The organism is Brachybacterium halotolerans, from assembly GCF_016623465.1.
Lineage (GTDB): Bacteria > Actinomycetota > Actinomycetes > Actinomycetales > Dermabacteraceae > Brachybacterium > Brachybacterium halotolerans.
In genome coordinates this window covers 167,251-190,589 of sequence record NZ_JAEDAJ010000003.1, presented here as the reverse complement: position 1 = coordinate 190,589, position 23,339 = coordinate 167,251, and the positions used below count along the sequence as shown (strand labels likewise).

General features: G+C 71.8%; 24 protein-coding genes. 18 read left to right on the top strand and 6 right to left on the bottom strand.

The annotated features are described in order from the left end of the window. Positions 1 to 2: 2 nt before the first annotated feature. The 15 genes from rplF to I8D64_RS07280 all read left to right on the top strand — a co-directional run bounded on the left by rplF (position 3) and on the right by I8D64_RS07280 (position 10,501). Positions 3 to 545 (top strand): 50S ribosomal protein L6, encoded by a 543-nt coding sequence (rplF, locus tag I8D64_RS07350; protein ID WP_152351792.1) that lies wholly within the window; start codon positions 3 to 5, stop codon positions 543 to 545. A 2-nt stretch (positions 546 to 547) separates the two neighbouring features. Beyond that, entirely contained in the window at positions 548 to 934 is a 387-nt protein-coding gene (gene rplR / locus I8D64_RS07345; protein WP_152351793.1) for a 50S ribosomal protein L18, read from the top strand. A 36-nt stretch (positions 935 to 970) separates the two neighbouring features. Next, positions 971 to 1,669 carry a 30S ribosomal protein S5 gene (gene rpsE / locus I8D64_RS07340; RefSeq protein ID WP_152351794.1) on the top strand — a complete coding sequence of 233 codons (699 nt, stop codon included), beginning with the start codon at positions 971 to 973 and terminating at the stop codon, positions 1,667 to 1,669. Continuing rightward, a complete protein-coding gene (rpmD, locus tag I8D64_RS07335) occupies positions 1,666 to 1,848 on the top strand; it encodes a 50S ribosomal protein L30 (protein ID WP_152351795.1) in 183 nt (60 codons plus the stop codon). The genes rpsE and rpmD overlap by 4 nt, the downstream gene beginning before the upstream one ends. A 3-nt stretch (positions 1,849 to 1,851) precedes the next feature. Then, the gene (gene rplO, locus I8D64_RS07330; RefSeq protein ID WP_214651121.1) at positions 1,852 to 2,307 is read left to right on the top strand and encodes a 50S ribosomal protein L15; all 456 of its coding nucleotides are present in this window, start codon (positions 1,852 to 1,854) and stop codon (positions 2,305 to 2,307) included. 107 nt (positions 2,308 to 2,414) lie between these two features. Continuing rightward, positions 2,415 to 3,716 (top strand): preprotein translocase subunit SecY, encoded by a 1,302-nt coding sequence (gene secY / locus I8D64_RS07325; RefSeq protein WP_200501863.1) that lies wholly within the window; start codon positions 2,415 to 2,417, stop codon positions 3,714 to 3,716. Further along, positions 3,713 to 4,351 carry an adenylate kinase gene (locus I8D64_RS07320; protein ID WP_200501862.1) on the top strand — a complete coding sequence of 213 codons (639 nt, stop codon included), beginning with the start codon at positions 3,713 to 3,715 and terminating at the stop codon, positions 4,349 to 4,351. Before secY ends, I8D64_RS07320 begins: the two co-directional genes overlap by 4 nt. A 27-nt stretch (positions 4,352 to 4,378) precedes the next feature. Then, positions 4,379 to 5,221: a type I methionyl aminopeptidase gene (map, locus tag I8D64_RS07315; RefSeq protein ID WP_200501861.1), complete on the top strand. Its 843-nt coding sequence runs from the start codon at positions 4,379 to 4,381 to the stop codon at positions 5,219 to 5,221. A 215-nt stretch (positions 5,222 to 5,436) separates the two neighbouring features. Then, positions 5,437 to 5,658 (top strand): translation initiation factor IF-1, encoded by a 222-nt coding sequence (infA, locus tag I8D64_RS07310; RefSeq protein WP_109274698.1) that lies wholly within the window; start codon positions 5,437 to 5,439, stop codon positions 5,656 to 5,658. Between the two features lie 73 nt (positions 5,659 to 5,731). Beyond that, positions 5,732 to 5,845: a 50S ribosomal protein L36 gene (rpmJ, locus tag I8D64_RS07305; protein WP_087105259.1), complete on the top strand. Its 114-nt coding sequence runs from the start codon at positions 5,732 to 5,734 to the stop codon at positions 5,843 to 5,845. Positions 5,846 to 6,120: 275 nt separating this feature from the next. Beyond that, the gene (gene rpsM, locus I8D64_RS07300; protein WP_200501860.1) at positions 6,121 to 6,495 is read left to right on the top strand and encodes a 30S ribosomal protein S13; all 375 of its coding nucleotides are present in this window, start codon (positions 6,121 to 6,123) and stop codon (positions 6,493 to 6,495) included. A gap of 86 nt (positions 6,496 to 6,581) precedes the next feature. Next, positions 6,582 to 6,986, top strand: coding sequence for a 30S ribosomal protein S11 (gene rpsK, locus I8D64_RS07295; protein WP_109274700.1), 405 nt, complete (start codon positions 6,582 to 6,584; stop codon positions 6,984 to 6,986). 112 nt (positions 6,987 to 7,098) lie between these two features. Then, positions 7,099 to 8,094 (top strand): DNA-directed RNA polymerase subunit alpha, encoded by a 996-nt coding sequence (locus I8D64_RS07290; RefSeq protein ID WP_200501859.1) that lies wholly within the window; start codon positions 7,099 to 7,101, stop codon positions 8,092 to 8,094. Positions 8,095 to 8,127: 33 nt separating this feature from the next. After that, positions 8,128 to 8,820: a 50S ribosomal protein L17, sunset domain variant gene (gene rplQ, locus I8D64_RS07285; protein ID WP_200501858.1), complete on the top strand. Its 693-nt coding sequence runs from the start codon at positions 8,128 to 8,130 to the stop codon at positions 8,818 to 8,820. Positions 8,821 to 8,998: 178 nt separating this feature from the next. Next, positions 8,999 to 10,501, top strand: coding sequence for a peptidoglycan recognition protein family protein (locus tag I8D64_RS07280; RefSeq protein ID WP_200501857.1), 1,503 nt, complete (start codon positions 8,999 to 9,001; stop codon positions 10,499 to 10,501). Between the two features lie 64 nt (positions 10,502 to 10,565). Here the strand turns inward: I8D64_RS07280 and rbsK are convergent, their stop codons facing one another. The 6 genes from rbsK to I8D64_RS07250 form a co-directional block, all read right to left on the bottom strand. Then, positions 10,566 to 11,462 (bottom strand): ribokinase, encoded by an 897-nt coding sequence (gene rbsK / locus I8D64_RS07275; RefSeq protein ID WP_200501856.1) that lies wholly within the window; start codon positions 11,460 to 11,462, stop codon positions 10,566 to 10,568. A 1-nt stretch (position 11,463) separates the two neighbouring features. Further along, positions 11,464 to 12,849 carry an L-fucose:H+ symporter permease gene (gene fucP, locus I8D64_RS07270; RefSeq protein WP_200501855.1) on the bottom strand — a complete coding sequence of 462 codons (1,386 nt, stop codon included), beginning with the start codon at positions 12,847 to 12,849 and terminating at the stop codon, positions 11,464 to 11,466. 148 nt (positions 12,850 to 12,997) lie between these two features. Further along, positions 12,998 to 13,993 (bottom strand): sugar-binding domain-containing protein, encoded by a 996-nt coding sequence (locus I8D64_RS07265; RefSeq protein WP_200501854.1) that lies wholly within the window; start codon positions 13,991 to 13,993, stop codon positions 12,998 to 13,000. Between the two features lie 5 nt (positions 13,994 to 13,998). Further along, complete coding sequence (gene purL / locus I8D64_RS07260) at positions 13,999 to 16,353, bottom strand: phosphoribosylformylglycinamidine synthase subunit PurL (protein WP_200501853.1); 2,355 nt, start codon at positions 16,351 to 16,353, stop codon at positions 13,999 to 14,001. A gap of 118 nt (positions 16,354 to 16,471) precedes the next feature. After that, entirely contained in the window at positions 16,472 to 18,709 is a 2,238-nt protein-coding gene (locus tag I8D64_RS07255) for an acyl-CoA dehydrogenase family protein (RefSeq protein WP_200501852.1), read from the bottom strand. Further along, positions 18,706 to 19,413, bottom strand: coding sequence for a TetR/AcrR family transcriptional regulator (locus I8D64_RS07250; RefSeq protein WP_343068472.1), 708 nt, complete (start codon positions 19,411 to 19,413; stop codon positions 18,706 to 18,708). Before I8D64_RS07250 ends, I8D64_RS07255 begins: the two co-directional genes overlap by 4 nt. Positions 19,414 to 19,534: 121 nt before the next feature. On the opposite strand from I8D64_RS07250, the gene I8D64_RS07245 reads away from it, so the two are divergent. From I8D64_RS07245 to I8D64_RS07235, 3 genes are read left to right on the top strand one after another with little or no spacing between them, the layout of a single operon-like run. After that, complete coding sequence (locus tag I8D64_RS07245; protein ID WP_200501851.1) at positions 19,535 to 20,926, top strand: acetyl-CoA C-acetyltransferase; 1,392 nt, start codon at positions 19,535 to 19,537, stop codon at positions 20,924 to 20,926. 28 nt (positions 20,927 to 20,954) lie between these two features. Then, positions 20,955 to 22,295: a 3-oxoacyl-ACP reductase gene (locus I8D64_RS07240; protein WP_200501850.1), complete on the top strand. Its 1,341-nt coding sequence runs from the start codon at positions 20,955 to 20,957 to the stop codon at positions 22,293 to 22,295. Beyond that, positions 22,292 to 23,338 (top strand): MaoC/PaaZ C-terminal domain-containing protein, encoded by a 1,047-nt coding sequence (locus tag I8D64_RS07235; protein ID WP_200501849.1) that lies wholly within the window; start codon positions 22,292 to 22,294, stop codon positions 23,336 to 23,338. The genes I8D64_RS07240 and I8D64_RS07235 overlap by 4 nt, the downstream gene beginning before the upstream one ends. Position 23,339: the final 1 nt, after the last annotated feature.

Below are 23,339 nucleotides of genomic sequence, written 5' to 3'. Positions count from 1 at the left end.
ATATGTCCCGCATCGGATTCCGACCGGTCCCCGTGCCGGCAGCCGTCCAGAACGTCACCATCGATGGCCGCACCGTCACCGCGACGGGCCCCAAGGGCGAGCTCTCGCACACCGTGCCTGAGCCCCTGACCATCGAGCGCAACGACGCCGGCGAGCTCGTCGTGCGCCGTCCCGACGACGAGCAGGAGAACCGTGCGCTGCACGGCCTCACCCGCACGCTCGTCAACAACATCCTCCTCGGCGTGACCGAGGGGTACGAGAAGAAGCTGGAGATCGTGGGCACGGGCTACCGTGTGACCGCGAAGGGCACCGACCTCGAGTTCGCGCTCGGCTTCTCCCACCCCGTCATCGTGAAGGCTCCCCAGGGGATCTCCTTCTCCGTCGAGTCGCCCACCAAGTTCGCGGTGGCCGGCATCGACAAGCAGCAGGTGGGCCAGGTCGCAGCGAAGATCCGCGGCATCCGCCCGCCCGAGCCGTACAAGGGCAAGGGCGTGCGCTACGCGGACGAGGTCGTGCTGCGCAAGGCCGGAAAGGCTGGTAAGTGATCATGGGTTACGCAGAGAAGCACACGACCGGCTCCCGCGGCAGCCGGCTGCGCGCCCGGGGCCGTCGCCACCTGCGCGTGCGCCGCCGCATCGTCGGCTCCGCCGAGCGCCCCCGTCTGGTGGTCACCCGCTCGCAGCGCCACATGTTCGTCCAGGTCGTGGACGACGCGAAGGGCATCACCCTGGCGTCGGCCTCCACCATGGAGCAGGACCTGCGCGGGGCCGAGGGCACCAAGTCGGACAAGGCCCGCACCGTCGGGACCCTCGTCGCCGAGCGCGCCAAGGCCGCCGGCATCGACGCGGTCGTCTTCGACCGCGGTGGCAACAAGTACCACGGCCGCGTGGCCGCCGTCGCGGACGGCGCTCGCGAGGCCGGCCTGGCACTGTGATCGCCCCCCGGACACAGGACGAGAAGAGGAACTGATATGGCTGCACAGCAGCGGAACAGCGGTCCCGCGGCCTCCGGCCGTCGGGGCGAGAACTCCAACAACGATTCGCGCAGCGGCGGCAACGACCGCGGGCGCGGTGGGCGTCGCGGCGAGGGCCGCGGTCGCCAGCAGGACGCGGAGAAGTCCGCGTTCCTCGAGCGCGTGGTGAACATCAACCGCGTCTCGAAGGTCGTCAAGGGCGGCCGTCGCTTCTCCTTCACCGCTCTCGTGGTGGTGGGCGATGGCGACGGCACCGTCGGCGTCGGCTACGGCAAGGCCAAGGAGGTCCCCTCGGCGATCTCCAAGGGTGTCGAGGAGGCGAAGAAGAACTTCTTCCGCGTCCCGCGCATCCAGGGCACCGTCGTGCACCAGGTCCAGGGCCACGACGCGGCGGGCACCGTCCTGCTGCGTCCCGCCGCCCCCGGCACCGGTGTGATCGCCGGCGGCCCGGTCCGCGCCGTCCTCGAGTGCGCGGGAGTGAACGACGTGCTCTCGAAGTCGCTCGGGTCGAGCAACCAGATCAACATCGTGCGTGCGACCATCGACGCGCTCAAGCAGCTCGAGGAGCCGGAGGCCGTCGCGGCCCGTCGCGGTCTCCCGGTCGAGGACGTCGTCCCCGCCCCGCTGCTGCGCGCCCAGGCCGCAGGCCGCGCCGCCGCTCGCGAGGCCAAGGCCTCCGAGAAGGTGGGTGCGTGATGCAGCTGAAGGTGACCCAGACCCGATCCCTCATCGGCGAGAACCAGATCCAGCGTGCGACCCTGCGCGGCCTCGGCCTCAAGCGCATCGGCGACACGGTGGTGAAGGAGGACCGCCCTGAGATCCGCGGCATGATCCGCGCCGTCACCCACCTGGTGACGGTCGAAGAGGTGGACTGACACATGACTGATTCGCAGAACCCGATGAAGCTCCACGACCTGCGCCCCGCGCCCGGTTCCAAGACCGCGCGCACCCGCGTCGGCCGTGGTGAGGCCTCGAAGGGCAAGACCGCCGGCCGCGGCACCAAGGGCACCAAGGCCCGCTACCAGGTGCCCGCGGGCTTCGAGGGCGGCCAGATGCCCCTGCACATGCGGCTCCCGAAGCTGCGCGGCTTCACCAACCCCTTCCGCGTCGAGTACCAGGTCGTGAACCTGGCGACCCTGTCCGAGCTGTTCCCCGAGGGCGGCACGGTCACGGTCGAGGATCTCGTCGCCAAGGGCGCCGTGCGCAAGAACCAGCCCGTGAAGGTGCTGGGGACGGGCGACGTGAGCGTGAAGCTCGACGTCACCGCGCAGAAGTTCTCCGCCTCGGCGGAGCAGAAGATCACGGCGGCTGGCGGGACGGCCCGCACCGCGTGAGCGCGCTCGCGCTTCTTTGACGGGGCGCCGCAGGGGGAAATACTCTTCCTGCGGTGCCCTGTCGGCATGTCCGGGCCCCATCGACGGGCCCCTGAGAAGGGAGTCACGTGAACGCGTTCGTCCGAGCGTTTCGCACCCCCGAGCTGCGGGCGAAGATCTTCTTCACCCTGGCTCTGATGGCGATCTATCGGCTCGGTGTCTTCGTGCCCACCCCCGGGTTCGACTACACCAACGTCACCGTGTGCGCCGAGCAGGCCTCGACGGGCAGCGGCAGCGTCCTGGGGATGGTGAACCTGTTCTCGGGCGGCGCGCTGCTGCAGATGTCGGTGTTCTCCCTGGGCGTGATGCCGTACATCACCGCCTCGATCATCATCCAGCTGCTGCGCGTGGTGATCCCCCGCTTCGAGGAGCTGCACAAGGAGGGCCAGGCGGGCACCGCCAAGCTCACCCAGTACACGCGCTACCTCACCATCGGCCTCGCCGTGCTGCAGGCCACCACGATCATCACGATGGTGCGCACCGGCAGCTTCTTCGTCGGCTGCAACCTCCAGGTGATCCCCGACCAGGCGATCTTCACCCTGGTCCTCATGGTGCTCACGATGACCGTCGGCACCGTGCTGATCATGTGGATGGGCGAGCTCATCACCGAGCGCGGCATCGGCAACGGCATGTCCCTGCTGATCTTCACCTCGATCGCCGCCGCGTTCCCGTCCTCCATGGGTCAGATCTGGCAGCTGCAGGGCTGGATGACCTTCTCGCTGATCATCCTCGTCGCGCTCGTCGTGATGGTGGGCGTCGTCTTCGTCGAGCAGTCCCAGCGCCGCATCCCCGTCCAGTACGCCAAGCGCATGGTGGGACGGCGCATGTACGGCGGCACCTCCACCTACATCCCGGTCAAGGTCAACCAGGCCGGCGTCATCCCGGTGATCTTCGCGAGCTCCATCCTCGCGCTCCCGCAGCTGATCTCGTCCTTCGGCGACCCGTCGGCCGGATGGGTGCAGTGGGTCAACGCCCACCTCGTGATGGGCGCGAGCTTCTCCTGGATCTACGCGACCGTGTACGTCCTGCTGATCATCTTCTTCGCGTTCTTCTACACCTCGATCACCTTCAACGCGGAGGAGATCGCCGACAACATGAAGAAGTACGGCGGCTTCGTGCCGGGCGTGCGCGCGGGCAAGCCCACCGAGCGCTACCTGCAGTACGTCATCAACCGCATCCAGACGCCCGGCGCCCTGTACCTCGCGGTGATCTCCCTGATCCCGCTGTTCGCGCTCGTCTACCTGGGCGCCAACCAGAACTTCCCGCTCGGCGGCGCGTCCCTGCTCATCATCATCGGCGTCGGACTCGACACCGTGAAGCAGGTCGACGCGAAGCTCCAGCAGCACCACTACGAAGGGATCCTCCGATGACCGATCAGCCCACCACGAGCGCGCAGGGCTCCTCCCCGGAGACGTCGGCCGCCGCGGCCGGTGCCCGCCGCCTGCTGATCATCGGCGCACCCGGTGCGGGCAAGGGCACCCAGGCCGGCCGGATCGCCGACGCCCTCTCCATCCCCGCGATCTCCACGGGAGACATCTTCCGCGCGAACGTCTCCCAGGAGACCGAGCTCGGGAAGCTCGCGAAGTCGTACATGGACAAGGGCGAGTACGTGCCCGACTCCGTCACCAACGACATGGTCCGCTCCCGCCTGTCCGAGGAGGACGCCCGCGACGGCTTCCTGCTCGACGGCTACCCCCGCACCCTCGACCAGGTCGAGGCCCTCGACGGCATCCTGGAGGACGGCGGCGAGGGCGGCGTCGACGCGGTGCTCATGCTCGAGGTCGACTACGACGCCGTGATCCAGCGCCTCGTCGCCCGCGGCGCCGAGCAGGGCCGCTCCGACGACACCGAGGAGACCATCCGTCGCCGCCTCGAGGTCTACGCCGAGCAGACGACGCCGCTCGTCGACGTCTACGAGCGACGGGGCATCCTGCACCGCGTGAACGGCATGCGCTCGATCGACGAGGTCACCGAGGAGCTGCTGAGCGTCCTCGGCGCCCGCTGATCCGCGCACGGGAACCGGGTCGATCCCATGGGCCTGCTGCGCCGCGAACGTCCTGAGATCAAGACGGGGGAGCAGATCGCCCTCATGCGACGCAGCGGCCTGCTGCTCTCGCGCGTGCACGACATGCTCGCCGCGCACATCCGTCCGGGCATCACCACCGGCGAGCTCGACCGCCTCGCCGAGGAGATGATCCGCGACGAGGGCGCACTGCCGAACTTCAAGGGGTACCAGGGGTATCCCGCCACCGTGTGCATCAGCGTGAACGAGGTGATCGTCCACGGCATCCCGGGAGCGCAGGTGCTCGAGGAGGGCGATCTCGTCTCGATCGACGGCGGCTGCATCGTCGAGGGCTGGCACTCCGACGCCGCCCGGACCCATGTGGTCGGGGACTACCGCTCCGAGGCCGACCGCCACCTCGTCGAGGTGACCCGGGAGGCCATGTGGCAGGGGATCGTCGCGCTCGCGAGCGCGCGCCGCGTCGGGGAGATCGGCGCCGCCATCGAGGACTGCGTGGACGCCGAGGCGCTCGGGGAGCTCAGCCACCTCGAGGAGTTCGGCGGCCACGGCATCGGCACGGCCATGCACCAGGCGCCCGACGTCATGAACTTCCGCACCCGCGACCGCGGCCCGAGGATCGTCCCCGGCATGTGCCTGGCGATCGAGCCGATGCTCGTCCAGGGCTCGGCGGAGTGGGAGATGCTCGCCGACGACTGGACGGTGCGCGCGACCGGCGGCGGCCGCGCCGCCCACGTCGAGCACTCGACCGCGGTCACCGAGCAGGGCCTCGTGGTCCTCACCGCCGCCGACGGCGGGGCCTCCGAGCTCGCCGCCCGGGGAGTGGCCGCCGCGCCCGACCCGCTCGCGGCCTGAGCCCGAGCCCGCGGCGTGACGGGGTTCATCCCCTCCGCCCCTCGGTCCTGCGCGACTTCGACGGTAGGATGGTCGATCGGGTGTGCTCCGTTCGCGTTCGGGCGCGCCCAGGCGCCTCTCACCGGATCCGGGTCCGCCCGGCCCGTGTGCGATGCGCCCGGAGACCGACGCGAAACCCCGCCCCGCGACCGCGGCGGCGAGGAGATAGGGGAGGCATGGCCAAGAAGGACGGCGTGATCGAGGTCGAAGGCACGGTCAAGGAGGCGCTCGCCAACGCGCGCTTCCGGGTCGAGCTGGACAACGGGCACAAGGTGCTTGCGCACATCTCCGGGAAGATGCGGCAGCACTACATCCGCATCCTGCCCGAGGACCGCGTGGTCGTCGAGCTCAGCCCCTATGACCTCGACAAGGGCCGCATCGTCTACCGCTACAAGTGATCCCGGCGCCGCGCATCCGTGCGCGGACCGCCGGGTGGGGAAGAGATTCCCCTGAACCCGCGAGAAGGAAGTCATGAAGGTCAAGCCGAGCGTGAAGCCGATCTGTGACAGCTGCAAGGTGATCCGTCGCCACAGCGTGGTCATGGTCATCTGCAAGAACCCGCGGCACAAGCAGCGTCAGGGTTGATCGGGTCCCCCGAGAATCCCTGGCCGCGCGAGCAGCCGCGCCCGCGCCGCATCCCGAGACCCGCGATCCTGCGGATCGACGAGGGAGGCGAGCGGGCACCCCGGTGAACCGGGAGCCCCGGAGCATCCGGGGCACGGGGCCACGGCCCCGACACAACAGAAGAGCCGACACCGCCGACGGGGGAGACCCCGACGGACACCCGCAGACGGAGGCTGCGGCGCACCACGGGTGCGAGGTGTCGTCTCAGGCCTCCGAGACAGTAGGAGAACTGCACCATGGCACGTCTGGTTGGCGTTGACCTGCCGCGCGACAAGCGCGTCGAGGTCGCCCTGACGTACATCTTCGGCATCGGGCGCACCCGCGCCCTCGAGACCATCGCCGCCACCGGCGTGGACCCGAGCATCCGTGTGCGCGACCTCAGCGACGAGGACCTCGTCAAGCTGCGCGATCACATCGAGGCGAACTACCAGCACGAGGGCGATCTGCGCCGCGAGATCGCCGCGGACATCCGCCGCAAGGTCGAGATCGGCAGCTACCAGGGCCTGCGCCACCGCCGTGGCCTGCCCGTGCACGGCCAGCGCACGAAGACCAACGCGCGCACCCGCAAGGGCCCCAAGCGCACCGTGGCCGGCAAGAAGAAGGCCCGCTGATCAGCGCCCCGCGCGCCCTGCAGCAACTCCGCGCCGCCTCTTCACGGCGCATCGATCACCTGAACTGAACCGAGGAGCTCCGCCTCATGGCTACGAAGACCCGCCAGGCGGCGGCGCGCAAGCCGCGCCGCAAGTCCAACAAGAACATCGTGAACGGCCAGGCTCACATCAAGAGCACGTTCAACAACACCATCGTCTCCATCACCGACCCCACCGGCGCCGTGATCTCCTGGGCCTCCGCGGGCCAGGTCGGCTTCAAGGGCTCGCGCAAGTCCACGCCCTACGCCGCGCAGATGGCCGCCGAGGCCGCCGCCCGCCGCGCGCAGGAGCACGGCCTGAAGAAGGTCGACGTCTTCGTGAAGGGCCCGGGCTCGGGCCGCGAGACCGCGATCCGCTCGCTCACCGCGACCGGCCTCGAGGTCGGCTCCATCCAGGACGTCACCCCCCAGGCCCACAACGGCACCCGCCCCCCGAAGCGTCGTCGCGTCTGATGCAGCCGTCGTTCCGGCGCGCTCCCGCTGAGGGAGTGCGCAGGGACGACGACCCGTGGTCATCCACCCCTCATGAGCGTCATATGGCGGACGCTCGCAGAAAGGACACACCGTGCTCATTGCACAGCGCCCCACGCTGACCGAAGAGGTCGTGTCGGAGTACCGCTCCCGGTTCGTCATCGAGCCGCTCGAGCCCGGGTTCGGCTACACGCTCGGCAATTCGCTGCGCCGCACCCTCCTGTCCTCGATCCCCGGTGCCGCGGTCACCTCGATCCGCATCGACGGCGTGCTGCACGAGTTCAGCACCGTCCCCGGGGTCAAGGAGGACATCACCGAGGTCATCCTGAACATCAAGGGCCTGGTCGTCTCCTCGGAGAACGACGAGCCCGTCGTGATGTACCTGCGCAAGGAGGGTGAGGGCGACGTGACCGCCGCCGACATCACCCCGCCGGCCGGCGTCGAGATCCACAACCCGGATCTGCACATCGCGACCCTCTCGTCGAAGGGCCGCCTGGAGATCGAGCTGGTCGTCGAGCGCGGCCGCGGCTACGTCTCCGCCGCGCAGAACAAGGGCGTGGACGCCGAGATCGGCCGCGTGCCGGTCGACTCGATCTACTCGCCCGTGCTCAAGGTGACCTACAAGGTCGAGGCGACCCGCGTCGAGCAGCGCACCGACTTCGACCGTCTGATCGTGGACGTCGAGACCAAGCCGGCCATCTCCCCGCGCGACGCCGTGGCGTCGGCCGGGAAGACCCTGGTCGAGCTGTTCGGCCTGGCCCACGAGCTGAACAACGAGGCCGAGGGCATCGACATCGGCCCCTCGCCGACGGACCAGGCGCTCGCGCAGGACCTCGCCCTGCCGATCAGCGACCTGAACCTCACGGTCCGCTCGTACAACTGCCTCATGCGCGAGGGCGTGCACACCGTCGGTGAGCTCACCTCCCGCTCCGAGGCCGATCTGCTGGACATCCGCAACTTCGGGCAGAAGTCCATCGACGAGGTCAAGGCGAAGCTCGCCGACCTCGGTCTGTCGCTCAAGGACTCGCCGGCCGGCTTCGATCCGTCGGCCATCGCGACCTACGACGACGACTACGGCGACCAGTACTGACCTTCCGTCTTTCCATCTTCTAGGAGAACGACCATGCCTGCTCCCACCAAGGGTGCTCGCCTCGGTGGATCCCCCGCCCACGAGCGGATGATCCTCGCGAGCCTCGCGACCGAGCTGTTCCGTCACAAGTCCATCACCACCACCGAGACCAAGGCAAAGCGGCTGCGCCCGTACGCCGAGCGTCTGGTGACCTTCGCGAAGAAGGGCGACCTGGCCGCGCGCCGTCGCGTCATGCGCACCATCCGCGACCGCGGCGTCGTGCACGTGCTCTTCGAGGAGATCGCCCCGACGTTCTCCGAGCGTCCCGGCGGCTACACCCGCATCACCAAGGTCGGCCCCCGCAAGGGCGACAACGCCCCGATGGCCGTCATCGAGCTGGTCAGCGAGGCGTACTCGCCCAAGCAGGCCGTCGTGAAGGAGGCCGAGGGCGCCGCCAAGGGCGCTGCGAAGGCCGACGACGCGAAGGCCGACGACGCCGCCGCGGAGACTCCCGCGGCCGACGCCGCGACCGAGGCGCCCTACGGCGAGGACTCCTTCCGCGGGGAGAACCCGCCCGAGGGCTTCGACATCAAGGGCAACGAGGACTCGATGAAGTTCCACGCCCCGGACTCGCCCTGGTACGGCCGCACCGTCGCCGAGGTCTGGTTCCGCACCGCCGAGGCCGCTGAGAAGGCTGGCTTCGTCAACGCGGTGAAGAACGCCGACGAGGAGTCCGAGGAGGCCTGATCCAGGCCCCGAGGAGTCCGCGTCGTCCGACGCACGAAGGGCCCGCCGAGCAGCTGCTCGGCGGGCCCTTCGTCATCCCGCGCCCGACCGCGGTCGTCCCCGGGGCGGCGCCGCGTCGTCCGGGTCCGCTAGCGTGGGCGGTGTCCGAGCCGGACCCCTTCCCCCCAGGAGACCTGCCATGACCCCGCGTCCCACGACCCCTGAGCCCACGACCACTGAGCCCGCGGCACCGGGCATCGACCGCCGCGGACTGCTGCGTGCCGGCGCCCTCACCCTTCCCCTCGCCCTCGCCGGCGGCGGCGCGCTGGCCCTCGCCGCGCCGGTCCACGCCGACCCCTCGGTCACGGGCGGCGAGACCCGCACGCGCGACGTGCCCCTCGCGGACCTGCCCCGGCGCGCGAGCGACCAGGGCGCCCGAGCCCGCGTGATCGAGGGCGCCGCCGCCACGATGGTCGGCGCCAGCTGGAGCGGCGCGGAGCCCGACGTCCTGCGGGTGCGCGGCCGCGCGAGCGGGGCGGAATGGACCTCCTGGTTCCCGCTCGAGATCGCCGAGGATCCCGAGGACGGCGCGTCGCTCGGCGCCGTGGAGCCCGCCTGGCTGGGCGCGGCCGACGAGATCGAGCTGGTCGCGGTCCGCGACGGCGAGGACGTCAGCGACGAGCTCACCGCCCATGTCCTCACCACCTCCCCGCGCGAGGAGGAGAAGGACGGCGCCGCCCCGTCGGCCCTGATGCGCATGAGCACCCGGGCGGTCGCCGCGGGCGACGCCGTCGAGCTCGGCCCCGGCGCCCCCACGATCGTGCGCCGCAGCGCCTGGGGCGCCGACGAGTCGCTCGTGGGCTCGGTGAGCTCCGCGAGCGAGCTGCGGGCCGTGGTCGTCCACCACACCGCGGGCTCGAACTCCTACGCGAAGGCCGACGCGCCCCAGCTCCTGCGCGGCATCCTCAGCTACCACACGAAGACCCTGGGCTGGGCGGACATCGGCTACAACCTGCTCGTCGACCGCTACGGCACGATCTACGAGGGACGCCACGGCGGCCTGCACAAGCACATCATCGGAGCGCACGCCTACGGCTTCAACACCTTCAGCTGCGGGGTCAGCGTGATGGGCACCTTCACCTCGAGCGCTCCGCCCAGCGCCGCGATCTCCGCGGTGCAGAAGGTCGCCGCCTGGAAGCTGCTCGGCGCCTTCCGCACGAACGCGAGCCAGCAGTTCGACTGGGTCTCCACCGTGACCGGCGGCGGCAGCCTGTACGACGAGGGCGAGACGGCGCACCTGCGGCGCATCTTCGGCCACCGGGACGTGAACGCGACCGAGTGCCCGGGGAACGCCTTCTACCCGAAGGTCTCCGGGATGCGCAGCGCGACGACCTCCGCGATCTCAAGCGCGTGGCGCCTCCACCTGGACGCCTTCGCGAGCCCGGGGGAGAAGACGCTGGGCACGGTCACCCAGCTCGTCCACGTCGAGGGGGCCTACTACGTCACGCGGCTGACCAAGGGCTTCGTCGTCTCCAGCGCGTCCGGCGCGAAGGATGCCAGGGCGACCCAGTTCCGCACCTGGACGACGGCATGGGGTCTCCCGCTCGCCGCCTCGCGGGTCGTGGACGGCCGCCGCATCCAGGACTTCTCGAACGGCCAGGCCGTGCGCGAGGACGGCAAGGAGACCTTCACCCGTTCCTGACCCGAGCGCAGGGGAGCCGGGGCGACCCGAGACCGGGTCCAGGCCCGGGCCCGGCCCTGGCGCTTCAGGCCCACGCGTAGGAGGACTGCGTGCCCTGACGGGTGACCGAGTCCGCCGCGTAGGCGGTCCCGGCGCGGATCGCCCCGGCGACGTCGCGCGTGCGCACCCACTGCGTCGCGAAGCAGCCGATGAACGCGTCGCCGGCGCCCGTGGTGTCGACGGCCTGCACCGCGGGCGCGTCGATCAGCTCGCGACCGCCCTCGTGGATCCACAGGGCGCCGCGCGCGCCCAGGGTGACGATGACGTTGCGGATCCCCGCGGCGAGCAGCACCTCGGCGGCGCGCTGGATGTCCTCGAGTCCGTCGACCGGCATCCCGGTGAGCAGCTCGAGCTCCGACTCGTTGGGCACCAGGAACTCGACCCCGGTGATGCGGGAGAGGTCAAGGTCGGGGGAGGCGGGGGCGGGGTTCAGCAGCACGGGGATGCCGAGCTCGGCACCCAGGGCCATCGCGGCCGCGACGGTCTCGAACGGGATCTCGAGCTGGAGGACGATGAGCTCGCAGCGGGCGATCGCGTCCCGGGCGTCCTCGACGTCCTGCGGGGTGAGCAGGGCGTTCGCCCCCTTGATGATGAGGATCGAGTTGCGGGACTCGGGGTCCACGAAGATCGGGGCGACCCCGGAGGAGGCCCGTGTGCGCAGCACGTGCTCGGTGCCGATGCGGTTGTCCTCGAAGTTCTTCAGCGTGGTCTCGGCGAAGACGTCGTCTCCCACGCGCGTGACCATCACGACCTCGGATCCCAGACGCGCCGCGGCCACCGCCTGGTTCGCCCCCTTGCCCCCGCAGCCCATGCGGAAGTCCGGCGCCCCGACCGTCTCGCCCTCGCCCGGCATCCGGTGGATGTAGGAGATGAGGTCGACCATGTTCGAGCCGACGACGGCGATCCTCGCCTCGTGCGCCATCTCAGTTCTCCTCGCCGGTCGTCGTCCGTCGGCCGCGCCGCCGCAGGACCAGGAAGTACACGAGCACCGCGGCGAAGCAGAAGAGGTTCACGATGAAGCTGAAGCGCATCGAGCCCGTGGCGTCGGAGATCAGGCCCTGCACGGCGGGGATCACGGCGCCGCCGATGATCGACATGACGATGATCGCCCCGCCGGTCTCGGTGAACCGCTTGTCCTCGATGACGTCGAGGTTGCGGGCGAAGATCGTCGCCCAGCACGGGCCCAGCAGCGCGGAGGCGACGATCGCCGCGTACACCGAGGTGAAGTTCGGGGCCGCGACCACGTAGAGGATCGTGACCATGCCGAGCGCCGAGTAGATGATGAGCACGAGGTCCTCGTCGAAGCGCGTCATCAGCAGGTTCGCCACGAACTTGCCGACGAAGAAGGCGATGAACGCGGCGATCAGGTACGAGGCGGCCGCGCGCTCGTTGAGGGAGTCGTCGAGGACCAGGGCCAGGCGGATCGTGAAGGACCACAGGGCGGTCTGCATGCCCACGTACAGGAACTGGGTCATGATGCCCGCGCAGAAGATCCGGTTGCGCAGCAGGTACGCGAGGGTCTCGCCGATCGAGGCCTTCTGCTCGGTCGCGTCGTCCCGCAGCGGTTTGGAGTGGGGGTACTGGGTGATGGCGATGAGCGCCACGAGCACGAGCAGCAGCACGAGGATCACCTTGTAGGGCTCGAGCGTGCGGCCGAGCGCCTCCGAGGTGATCGCCAGGCGCTCGGACTGCGAGGAGGCGTTCGCGACGCGCTCGTGCAGCGCCTCCCCGTCGGTGAAGACGAGGAACTTGCCCAGCAGCGCGCCGCCCAGGAAGCCGAAGGCGGTGAAGGTCTGGGAGATGTTCAGCCGCAGGGTCGCGCGGCGCCGGGGGCCGATCATCGAGGAGTAGGTGTTCGCCGAGGTCTCCAGGAACGACAGCCCGATGGCGATCGCGAAGAGCGAGCACAGGAACACCGAGTACGTCGCGACCTGCGAGGCGGGGAAGAAGAGCACGCAGCCCAGCACGTAGACGCTGAGCCCGATCAGCAGTCCCGTCTTGTAGCTGGTGCGGCGGATCACCCGGCTGGCGGGGATCGCGACCAGGAAGTAGCCGCCGTAGAACGCGGACTGCACGAAGGCGGAGGCGAAGTCCGAGAGCGTGAAGACGGCCTTGAACTGGGTGATGAGGATGTCGTTCATGCTGGCCGCCATGCCCCACATGGGGAAGCAGATCGACAGCAGGATGAACTGGAACAGCGGCGTGCGGTCGAGGTAGCCGTCCTTCAGCTGACGGGAGCGATCCCTGATGACGCCCCAGGACGTGTTGGGCACGCCCTCCTCGCCCACGGCGGTCTTCGCGGTGGTCATTCCAACTCCTTTGTTCGGACACCTCAGTGAAGGTGTCCCCTGCCCACCGGTGCAACGACGAAGCGGCACATATGTGCCGATGCGGGGGGCGTGTCGGGGCCGTGGCGGGACGGTGGCGGGGTCGAGGGCAGAGACGGACGTCGGGGCGTCAGCCCTCGTCCGCCAGCAGCTGCCTGGCCGTGGCGAGGTCCGTGACCAGGTGGTGCGCGTAGCGTCGGGCGAGCGCGGCCCGGATCACGGCGACCTGCTCCGCGCCGCCCGCGACGAGCACGGTGCGGCCCCTCCTGCGCAGGTCGGTGAGGGTGGGGCCCGCGGTGCGCTGGCTCAGCGTGGGTGCGACGATGCGCCCGTCGGCGTCGAGGAAGCGGCCGCAGACCCGGCCGACGGAGTGCTCCCGGATCTGCGCGCGCTCCTCGTGCGTGAGGAGGTCGGGTCGGGCCAGCGCGCGCGGATCCGCTGCTTCGGCGCCGAACAGGAGGACGCCGGCCTCGCGGGCGAGCGCCTCGTGCGCCCGGGCGTCGGCCTCCTCCTCGCGGGCGATCCGCGCGGCCAGCGATGCGTGGACGGAGGCCGCGGGACCGCGATGGACGGGGAACGCGGTGCGGGCGGCGAAGGCGTCGAACGCGGGGTCGGGGCCGTCGGCCCGCTCCTGGCCGCCGAGCACGACGAGGGAGCCGGGGCGCACGCGCAGGCGTCCGAGCGCCGACTCGAGGGTCGCGCGCACGGCGCTCGACCACCACACCGCGAGCGCCGCCTCCTCCAGGGCGCCGGCGGCGTCGAGCATCTCGGCGGCGCCCACGCCCAGGGCATGGTCCAGATCGGCGGGACCGCGGCCCGCGGGCACCACGAGACGCACGTCGCCGAGCCCGAAGCGCTCGCGCAGGCCCTGGGTGAGGGCGCGGTCGGACTCCCGCGGGTCGAGCACGAGGGTGCGCACGAATCCCTTCGCGCGGGCGGTCGCCAGCAGCTTCGAGACCTGCGGACGGGAGACGTGCAGGGCCTCGGCGATCCGCTGCTGGGAGAGACCGCGACCATGGGCGAGCTTGGCCGCGTCCAGGGCGAGGGCGTCACGGGCGCTCAGCGGCGGCTGCTCCCCGCCGGACGAGCCCCCGCTGTCGGAAGCCCTGCCGTCGGCCCCGTGCATCGTGCTCAGCCGAAGTGCTGCGGCAGCGTCCCCTCGCGCAGGGAGCGCAGCTCGGCGAGGGGGAGTGCCGCGAGGGAGGCGATCGAGAGGTCCTCGCCGCCGGTGGTGCCGATGACCAGCGCCGGCACGCCGTGCTCGCGCGCGAGGTCGAGCAGCTCGCTCTCGCGTGCTGCCTCGACGGCCACGAGGGCGCGCGCCTGGGACTCGGAGACGAGGGCCGTGAACAGGTCGAGCCCGTCGCGCGCGAGCACGTCGGCGAGATCGACCTGGGCGCCGACGCCGAACCGGGTGGTCGACTCGACGAGCGCCTGGACGAGGCCGCCCTCGGAGAGGTCGTGCGCGGCGGCCGCGAGACCGCTGGTGCCGGCGCCGATCAGCACCTCGGCGAGCGCCCGCTCGGCCTCGAGGTCGACCTGCGGAGGCATCCCGCCCAGGTGGTCGTGCGCGACCTGCGCCCACGCCGAGCCCGAGAGCTCCTCGCGCGTGGCGCCCAGCAGCACGACGGACTGACCGGCCTCGTGCCAGCCCGAGGGTGTGCGCGCGGTGACGTCGTCCATCACGCCGAGCACGCCGACGACGGGCGTCGGGTGGATCGCGGAGTCGATGCGCCCCGCCTCACCCGTCGAGTTGTACAGCGAGACGTTGCCGCCGGTCACGGGGACGCCGAGCGTCTCGCACGCCTCGGCGAGACCATGGATCGCCTCGACCAGCTGCCACATGGGGCCCGGGTCCTCGGGGGAGCCGAAGTTCAGGCAGTCGGTGACTGCTAGCGGCCGTGCGCCCACGGTCGCGACGTTGCGGTAGGCCTCCGCGAGGGCGAGGCGCGCACCCGTGCGGGGGTCGAGCTTCGTGTACCGGCCGTTCGCATCGGTCGCGATCGCGACCCCGCGGTGCGTGGTCTCGTCGACGCGCAGGACGCCCGCGTCGTCGGGCATGGCGAGCGCGGTCTGCCCGCCCACGTAGCGGTCGTACTGGTCGGTGACCCAGTGCGAGGAGGCGAGGTTCGGGGAGGCCACGAGCGCGCGCAGGGCGGCGCCGATCTCCTCGGGCGAGGCGGGGCGCGCGAGGTCCTCGGCGCGGTCGGCCTGCAGCGCGTCCTGCCAGTCGGGGCGGGCGAAGGGCCTGTCGTAGGTCGGGCCGCCGTGCGCGACCGTCACCGGGTCGACGTCGACGATGCGGCGGCCGTGGTGGTCGATGGTGAGGCGGCCGTCGCCCGTGACCTCGCCGATCACCGCCGTCTCCACGTCCCACTTCGCAGTGATAGCGAGGAACGCCTCGAGGTTCTCGGGCGTCACCACCGCCATCATGCGCTCCTGCGACTCGCTCATGAGGATCTCGCCGGCGTTCAGGGTGGGGTCGCGCAGCAGCACGTTCTCGAGGTCCACGTGCATGCCGGAGCCGCCGTTCGAGGCGAGTTCGCTGGTCGCGCACGAGATGCCCGCCGCGCCGAGGTCCTGGATGCCCTCGACGACCCCGCCGTGGAACAGCTCGAGGCAGCACTCGATGAGGACCTTCTCCATGAAGGGGTCGCCCACCTGCACGCTCGGTCGCTTGACGGGGCCGCCCTCCTCGAAGGTCTCCGAGGCGAGGATCGAGGCGCCGCCGATGCCGTCGCCGCCGGTGCGTGCGCCGAAGAGCACGACCTTGTTGCCGGTGCCGGTGGCGGAGGCCAGGTGGATGTCCTCGTGTCGGAGCACGCCCACGGCGAGCGCGTTCACGAGCGGGTTCGTCTGGTAGGCGGCGTCGAACACCGTCTCGCCGCCGATGTTGGGCAGGCCCAGGGAGTTGCCGTAGCCGCCCACGCCGGAGACCACGCCGTGCACCACGCGCGGGGTGTCCGGGTGGTCGATCGCGCCGAAGCGCAGCTGATCCATGACGGCGACGGGACGCGCGCCCATGGCGATGATGTCGCGCACGATGCCGCCGACGCCCGTGGCCGCGCCCTGGTGGGGCTCGACGTACGAGGGGTGGTTGTGGGACTCGACCTTGAAGGTCACGGCCCAGCCGTCGCCGATGTCGACGACGCCGGCGTTCTCGCCCATCCCCACCAGCAGGTGCTCCGTCATGGCGGGCGTGATGTGGTCGCCGAAGGTCTTGAGGTGGATCTTCGAGGACTTGTACGAGCAGTGCTCGGACCACATGACCGAGTACATGGCGAGCTCGGCATTGGTGGGGCGGCGGCCCAGGATCTCGCGGATGCGCGCGTACTCGTCGTCCTTCAGGCCGAGCGCCGCGAAGGGCTGCTCCTGCGCGGGCGTCGTGACCGCGTCCTCGACGGTGTCGATGTCGGAGCGGGCATCGGCCGCATCGAGCGGATCCTGCGGGTCGTGGTGCTCGGAGAGGGGTGCTGGGGCGGTCATCGCTTCGTCTGCGTCCGTTCGTCGCGCACGGTGGAGGGAACCCGGCCAGTCTACGGGCGCGCCCGTGCGGCGGGCGCGCCCGCCCACCGCACGGGATCGGTCTCCTGCGGCGTCCGCCTCAGCGCCGGGCGCCCTTCTGCGCCTGCTTGTCCCGGGCTCTCTTCTCGGCCTTCTCCTTCGCGCGCAGCGCCTTCTCGCTCACCGGCGCATCGGCCGACGCGCGCTGCGCACGGAAGAAGGCCGCCGCCTCGTCCTGGCGCTCCTGCTCCGCGCCCAGCGCGATGGGGGCGCGCACGTGCCCCGGCCGCACGTCGAAGGCGTCGACGAGGTCCAGCACGTGCGGGCGCAGGCGCCACAGCAGGCGCTTGATGTCCGCCGAGACCTGCCGGCCGCGCTGCGCGGAGAGCTGACCGTTCAGCAGGTACCAGGCCAGATCGTCCTGCAAGAGGGAGAGTCCGAACAGGTCGCGCACGTCGGTGAGGATCTCGCGCGAGCCCTTGTCCTCGAGGGACTCGATGCCCGCGGTGAAAGCCCGCCAGCGCACGAGGTCCGCGTGGGCGCGCGCCGCATCGAGCATCTCCACCTGGTGCTTGTTCACGAGGGCGGCGGCGTCGGCCGGATCCATCCGGGCGCCGGGGCGCAGCGCGAGCGCGACCTCCTCGACCTTCACGCGCGCGCGCTCGGCCAGCAGGTGCTCCTGGACGTCCGCCTGCCGCAGCGTCTCGGAGGACCGGCGGGCGTTGCCCGCGTCCGAGGCGGTCTGCACGAGACGCCCCCAGGGGGTGTGGCGGTGGGCGAGGACGTCGGCCCGCTGCGCGATGAAGCGGCCGATCCCGGCGCGGTCGACGCTCCGCAGCTCGCTCGTGTAGTCGGCGAGCAGGCGCTTGGCGACCAGCTGCAGCAGCACGGTGTTGTCGCCCTCGAAGGTCGCGTACACGTCGAGGTCCTGGTGGAGGCCCACCAGCTGGTTCTCGGCCATGAAGCCCTGCCCGCCGCAGGCCTCGCGGCACTCCTGGATGGTGTCCAGGGCGAGCCGGGTGGAGGTGGGCTTGAGGGCGGCCGCGAGGGTCTCGAGGTCCTCGCGGCCCTCGGGGGTGTCCCCGCGGCCCGAGAAGACGTCGTCGAAGGCCTGCAGCAGCTGCTCGTGGGCGAAGGCACCCGCATACGTTGCGGCGAGCTTCGGGAGCAGGCGCGCGAGGTGGCTCTGGTAGTCCAGCAGCACCGTCTCCTGGGTGGGTGAGGCGGCCGTGAACTGCCGCCGCTGGGAGGCGTAGGTCAGCGCGATCGTGAGCGCGAGCTGGCTCGCCCGGTTCGCCGAGCCGTCGAGCGAGACCCGGCCCTGGACGAGGGTGCCGAGCATCGTGAAGAAGCGCCGGCCGGGGGACTCGATGGGGGAGGAGTAGGCGCCGTCGGGGGCGACGTCCCCGTAGCGGTTCAGCAGGTTCGTGCGGGGCACGCGGACGTGGTCGAAGGCGAGGCGCCCGTTGTCGATCCCGTTCAGGCCGCCCTTCTCGCCGTCGTCCTCGCTGCGCACTCCGGGGAGCATCTCGCCCGCCTCGTCGCGCACGGGCACGTAGAAGCAGTGCACCCCGTGGTCGACGCCGCGCGTGATCAGGCGCGCGAACACGGTCGCGGCCCGCGCGTGGACCGCCGCGTTGCCGAGGTAGTCCTTGGTGGCGGCGCGGAAGGGCGTGTGGATGACCCACTCCCCGTCGTCCCCGCCCTCGGGGTCGAAGGTCGCGGTGGTCCCCAGCGACTGCACGTCCGAGCCGTGGCCGATCTCCGTCATCGCGAACGCGCCGGGGATCTCCAGGCTCATGGCGCCGGGCACCCAGCGCCGCTGCTGGTCCTCGTCGCCGAGCTGGACGATCGCCGAGGTGAACAGGCCCCACTGCACGCCGGCCTTGATCTGCAGGGACGGGTCGGCGACGACGAGCTCCTCGAAGCCCGCGACGTTCGCGCCGTTGTCGTTGGGACCGCCCAGGTGCTCGGGCAGCATGGGCAGCGATACCTGCTCCTCGGCGAGGGTCCGCAGTTGCCCGAACACGCGGTCACGGTGTTCGGCGACGCTCGCGTCCAGCGGTCGGTGCATCTCCGGGCGCGCCGCGCGCTCGCGGGCCTCGAGGCGGGTCTCCGCCCATGTCCCGAGCAGCGCCCGTGTCACGGCGCCGACGTCGAGGCGCGGGTCGCCGTCGCGGGGGACCGGGATCGGCCCCGTCGGCGTGGCGGACCGCGTCGCCGCGCGCCCCGCGGTCGAGCCCGGCGTCGGGCCGGTCGCCGCGCCCTGCGTCGGGCCCTGGGCGGGATCCGCGGGATCGATGGGGTTCTGGGTGTGGTTCTGCGTCGAGGTGGTCATCGCATGCCCTTCATCAGCCATGTCACGAGGTGGTCGGAGAGGTCGTCGGCACTGGGACGGGAGTCGTCCTCGCCCCGCATCCAGCGGTCCACGGCGCGCTCGACGAAGCCGACGGCGCCGGCCGCCCAGATGCCGGGAGCGGGGTGTCCCGCGGGGAGCGCGGCGGCGGCGAGGCGCGTCGCGGAGTCCAGGAAATGGTTCAGCCCGTCGCTGGGCCGGGTGACGAACGCGTAGACGTGCGGGGAGCGCTGTGCGGTGTCGACGTAGGTGGAGATCATTGCCCGCAGGTGGTCCTCGGGGGAGACGCCGCGCTCGCCCGCGCTCGCCGCGGTGCTCGCGAGCTCCCGCACCTCCTCGGTGAGACGCTTCTGCATCGCGCTGAGGATGTGCAGGCCCAGTGCCCGCTGCAGATGGGCCTTATCGGAGAAGTAGCGGTAGATGATGGACTTCGAGGTCCCCGAGGCCGACGCGATCTCCTCCATGGTCACGTCGGGCCCGCGCTCGTGGATGAGGTGGCGGGCGACGTCGAGCAGATCGGCCCGGCGCTGCTCGCGATGGCGCGCCCAGCGGGCCGTGCGCCCGTCGCTTTCCGCCGGGGCCGACGGTGAGGCGGCAGACGGGGAGGCGGCCGAGGGGGAGCCCCCGGCGGGCGGGGCCGTCGGGAGCGTCGTGGCGGCCTCGGCCGCGTGCATCCTTGCGTTCACGAAACCAAAGGTATCAAGTACCGGCGGTTGCATGTAAAGTCTTCGTCGAGGCGCAGCGGGGCGGACACCGGTCCGCCCGCGGCGGCGCCGCTCCCGACTCGCAGACCCGAAGAGGTGTCCCGTGACCGACGCTCCCGCGTCCCCGACCGACTCCGCCCGCAGCGACGCCACGCGCTCCGACCCCGCCCGATCCGGGTCCGCCGGATCCCCGCGCGACGCCGTCGTCCTCGGCGGCAACCGCCTGCCCTTCGCCCGCTCCGGAGGCGCCTATGCGGGCGTCTCCGAGCAGGACATGCTCACCGCCGCGCTCGACGGTCTCGTCGCCCGCTTCGGCCTCCAGGGCGCGCAGCTCGGCGAGGTCGCCGGCGGCGCCGTGCTCAAGCTCGCCGGGGACCTCAACCTCACGCGCGAGTGCGTGCTGGGCACGCCGCTGGACGCGCGCACCCCCGCCATCGACATGTCGAAGGCATGCGCGACGGGCCTGGAGACGGTGATGCACGTCAGCAACCGGATCCGGCTCGGACAGATCGACGTGGGCGTCGCCTGCGGCGTCGACTCCGCGTCCGACGCCCCCATCGAGGTCTCCGTGCGCCTGCGCCGCCTGCTCCACCGCCTGAGCCGCGCCCGCACGCCGATGCAGCGCGCGAAGACCCTCGCGGCGCTCCGCCCCGGCGACCTCGCCCCGCTCCCTCCGCGCAACGCCGAGCCGCGCACCGGCATGTCGATGGGTGAGCACCAGGCCATCACCACCTCCCAGTGGGGCATCACCCGGGAGGCGCAGGACGAGCTCGCGCTCGCCAGCCACCGCAGCCTCGCCGCCGCCTACCAGGCGGGCCTCCTCGACGACCTGGTCACGGGCTACCGCGGGCTGGGGCGCGACGAGAACCTGCGCCCCGACTCCTCGATGGAGAAGCTCGCGAAGCTGAAGCCCGTCTTCGGCACCTCGAACCCCGCCGTGGCCGAGCCGACGATGACCGCCGGCAACTCCACGCCGCTGTCCGACGGCGCCTCGAGCGTGCTGGTCTCCAGCCGCGAGTGGGCGGCCGAGCACGGGCACGCGCCGCTCGCGCGGATCGTGGACACGCGCGTCGCCGCCGTCGACTACGTGCACGGTGACGAGGGGCTGCTCATGGCCCCCGCCTATGCCGTCCCCGCCCTGCTCGACGCGCACGGTCTGACCCTCGACGACCTCGACCTGATCGAGATCCACGAGGCCTTCGCCTCGACGGTCCTGACCACCCTCGCCGCCTGGGAGTCCGAGGAGTTCGGGCGCGAGCGCCTCGGCCGCGACGGCGCCTTCGGCACCGTGGACCGCAGCCGGCTGAACATCGCCGGATCCTCGCTGGCCGCCGGCCACCCCTTCGCCGCGACCGGCGGCCGCATCATCGCGACCCTCGCGAAGCTCCTGCACGCCCGCGCCCGCGAGAAGGGCGCCGTCCAGCGGGGCCTGGTCTCCGTGTGCGCCGCCGGCGGGCAGGGGACCGTGGTCCTGCTCGAGTCCGACGGCGAGTGACCCGCCCCGCACAGAGAGGAGAGCGTCGATGACCGACGCCTACACCCGATTCACCCGCTCCGCCCTGGGGCGACCGCTCGTCAAGCGGACGGGACTGCCGAACCCGCCGCGCCTCCCGCGGCACGCCGATCGGCCGCAGCCGGTCCTCGACCCCGTCGTCGTCCTCGGCGGATCGCCCGGGGCCGACGAGGTCGCGGCTCTGCTCCTGGACTGGGGCGCCGACGTGCGCCGACGCTTCGAGGAGACCTCGACCGTCGGCTCCGTGGTCGTGGTGCTCGACGACCTGGCGAAGCCCGCCGACCTCGGCACGATCGTGCTGCCGCTCGCGGGAGCCATGCGCTCCCTGCTGCCCGGATCACGGGTGGTGACGATCTCGCGTCCGCCGACGGGCGAGGACCTCGCCCGGGACGCCGCGCGCGGCGGCGTCGAGGGGTTCGTGCGCACGCTCGGCCACGAGATGCGCAAGGGCGGCACCGCCAACGGCATCCAGGTCGCCGACGGCGTGCCGCTGACCGCGCCCGGAGTGGTGAGCACCCTGCGCTTCCTGCTCTCGGCCCGCAGCGCCTTCGTCGACGGGCAGATCGTGGGCGTCGCGAGCGAGGACGGCACCCTCCCCGAGGACTGGGAGCGGCCCCTCGCGGGCCGCACCGCCCTGGTCACCGGTGCCGCGCGCGGCATCGGCGCGGCCATCTCCCGCACCCTGGCAGGTCTGGGCGCCGAGCTCGTGCTCCTGGACGTCCCCGCCTCCGGCAGCGAGCTGAGCGCCGTCGCGAACGATCTGCGCGCGACCCCGCTGCAGCTCGACGTGACCTCGCCCCAGGCCGGCGACCGCGTCATCGCCTTCCTGCGCGAGCGCGGCATCGTGCTCGACGTGCTCGTGCTGAACGCGGGCATCACCCGCGACAAGATGTTCGCGAACATGACGCCGGACCGCTGGGACGCCGTCATCGCCGTGAACATCTCGAGCCAGATCGCGCTCGCCGAGGCGCTGCTGTCCACCGATCAGTCCGCCGTCGGCCCCGATCTCCGGGTCGTCTCGCTCGCCTCGACGAGCGGCATCGCGGGCAACCGCGGACAGGCGAACTACGCGACCTCGAAGGCCGGCGTGATGGCCTTCGTCGCCGCCCTCTCGCACCGGCTCGGCGAGCGCGGGACCGCGAACGCCGTCGCGCCGGGCTTCATCGAGACGGACATGACCGCGAAGATCCCGCCGCTGCAGCGCGAGGTCGCCCGGCGTGCGAACTCCCTGCAGCAGGGCGGCCTCCCGCTGGACGTCGCCGAGACCATCGGCTTCCTCGCCTCGCCCGGCGCGGGCGGCGTGCGCGGCCAGACCGTGCGCGTGTGCGGCCAGAACCTGGTGGGCCGATGAGCACGCACGACACGAGGAACACGGGCAGCTCGAAGAGCACGGGCGGCTCGAAGAGCACGGAAAGCACCGCGCGGGAGGGGAAGGACGCTCTGCAGCAGGGGGAGCGCATCCGGGACCTCGCCGACGTCCCGTCCTTCCCCGCCGTCTACGCGGCGGCGCTCAGCCGTCGGCCGGGCGCTCGGCGCTCGCGCGAGCTGCCCGAGGTCGCCCACCGCGTGCGCCGTGTGCGGATCGACCCGGCGCGGGCCGCGGCCTTCGACCACCTGATGGGCGGTGCGGCGACCGACCTCGTCCACCCGGGCGTGCTGCACGTGCTCGCTTTCCCGGTGAGCCTCTCGCTGATGGCCCGCTCGGACTTCCCCGTCGGTCTGCTCGGGCTCGTGCACACCGAGAACCGCCTGCTGCAGCATCGGCCGGTGCGGGTCGGGGAGCTCGTGGACGTCGAGTGCCGCACTCGCGATCTGCGGCCCCACCGCCGGGGTCTGACCTTCGAGGCGGTGACGACGTTCCACTCCGCGGACGGCGAGATCGTCGCGACCGACGTCTCGACGTATCTGGCCAAGGGCGGGGGCTCGGGTCCCGGTGAGGGATCCGGTCACGGCGGCGCGTCGGGATCGGGGAGCCGGTCGGGATCGGGAGACGGATCCTCCGGCCGCTCGCGCCGCGACTTCGTGCCGCCGACCCCGACGGGGCGCTGGCACCTCGATGCGGGGACGGGACGCCGCTACGCGGAGGTCTCGGGCGATGCGAACCCGATCCACATGTCCGCGCTCTCGGCACGCGCCTTCGGGTTCCCCCGCGCGATCGCCCACGGGATGTTCACCGCCTCGCGCGCCTTCACCGAGACGCGTCCCGACCTCACACGGCCCCTACAGTGGGACGTGCGCTTCGAGGCGCCCGTGACACTGCCCGGCACCGTGCTCGTGCGCTACGAGGACGACGAGGACGGCACCACCCGCTGCGTGGGCTGGAAGTCGGCGCGCAGCGGGAAGCCCGCCCGTCGGCACTTCACCCTCGAGGTGAGTCCGGCCGACCGCGGATGAG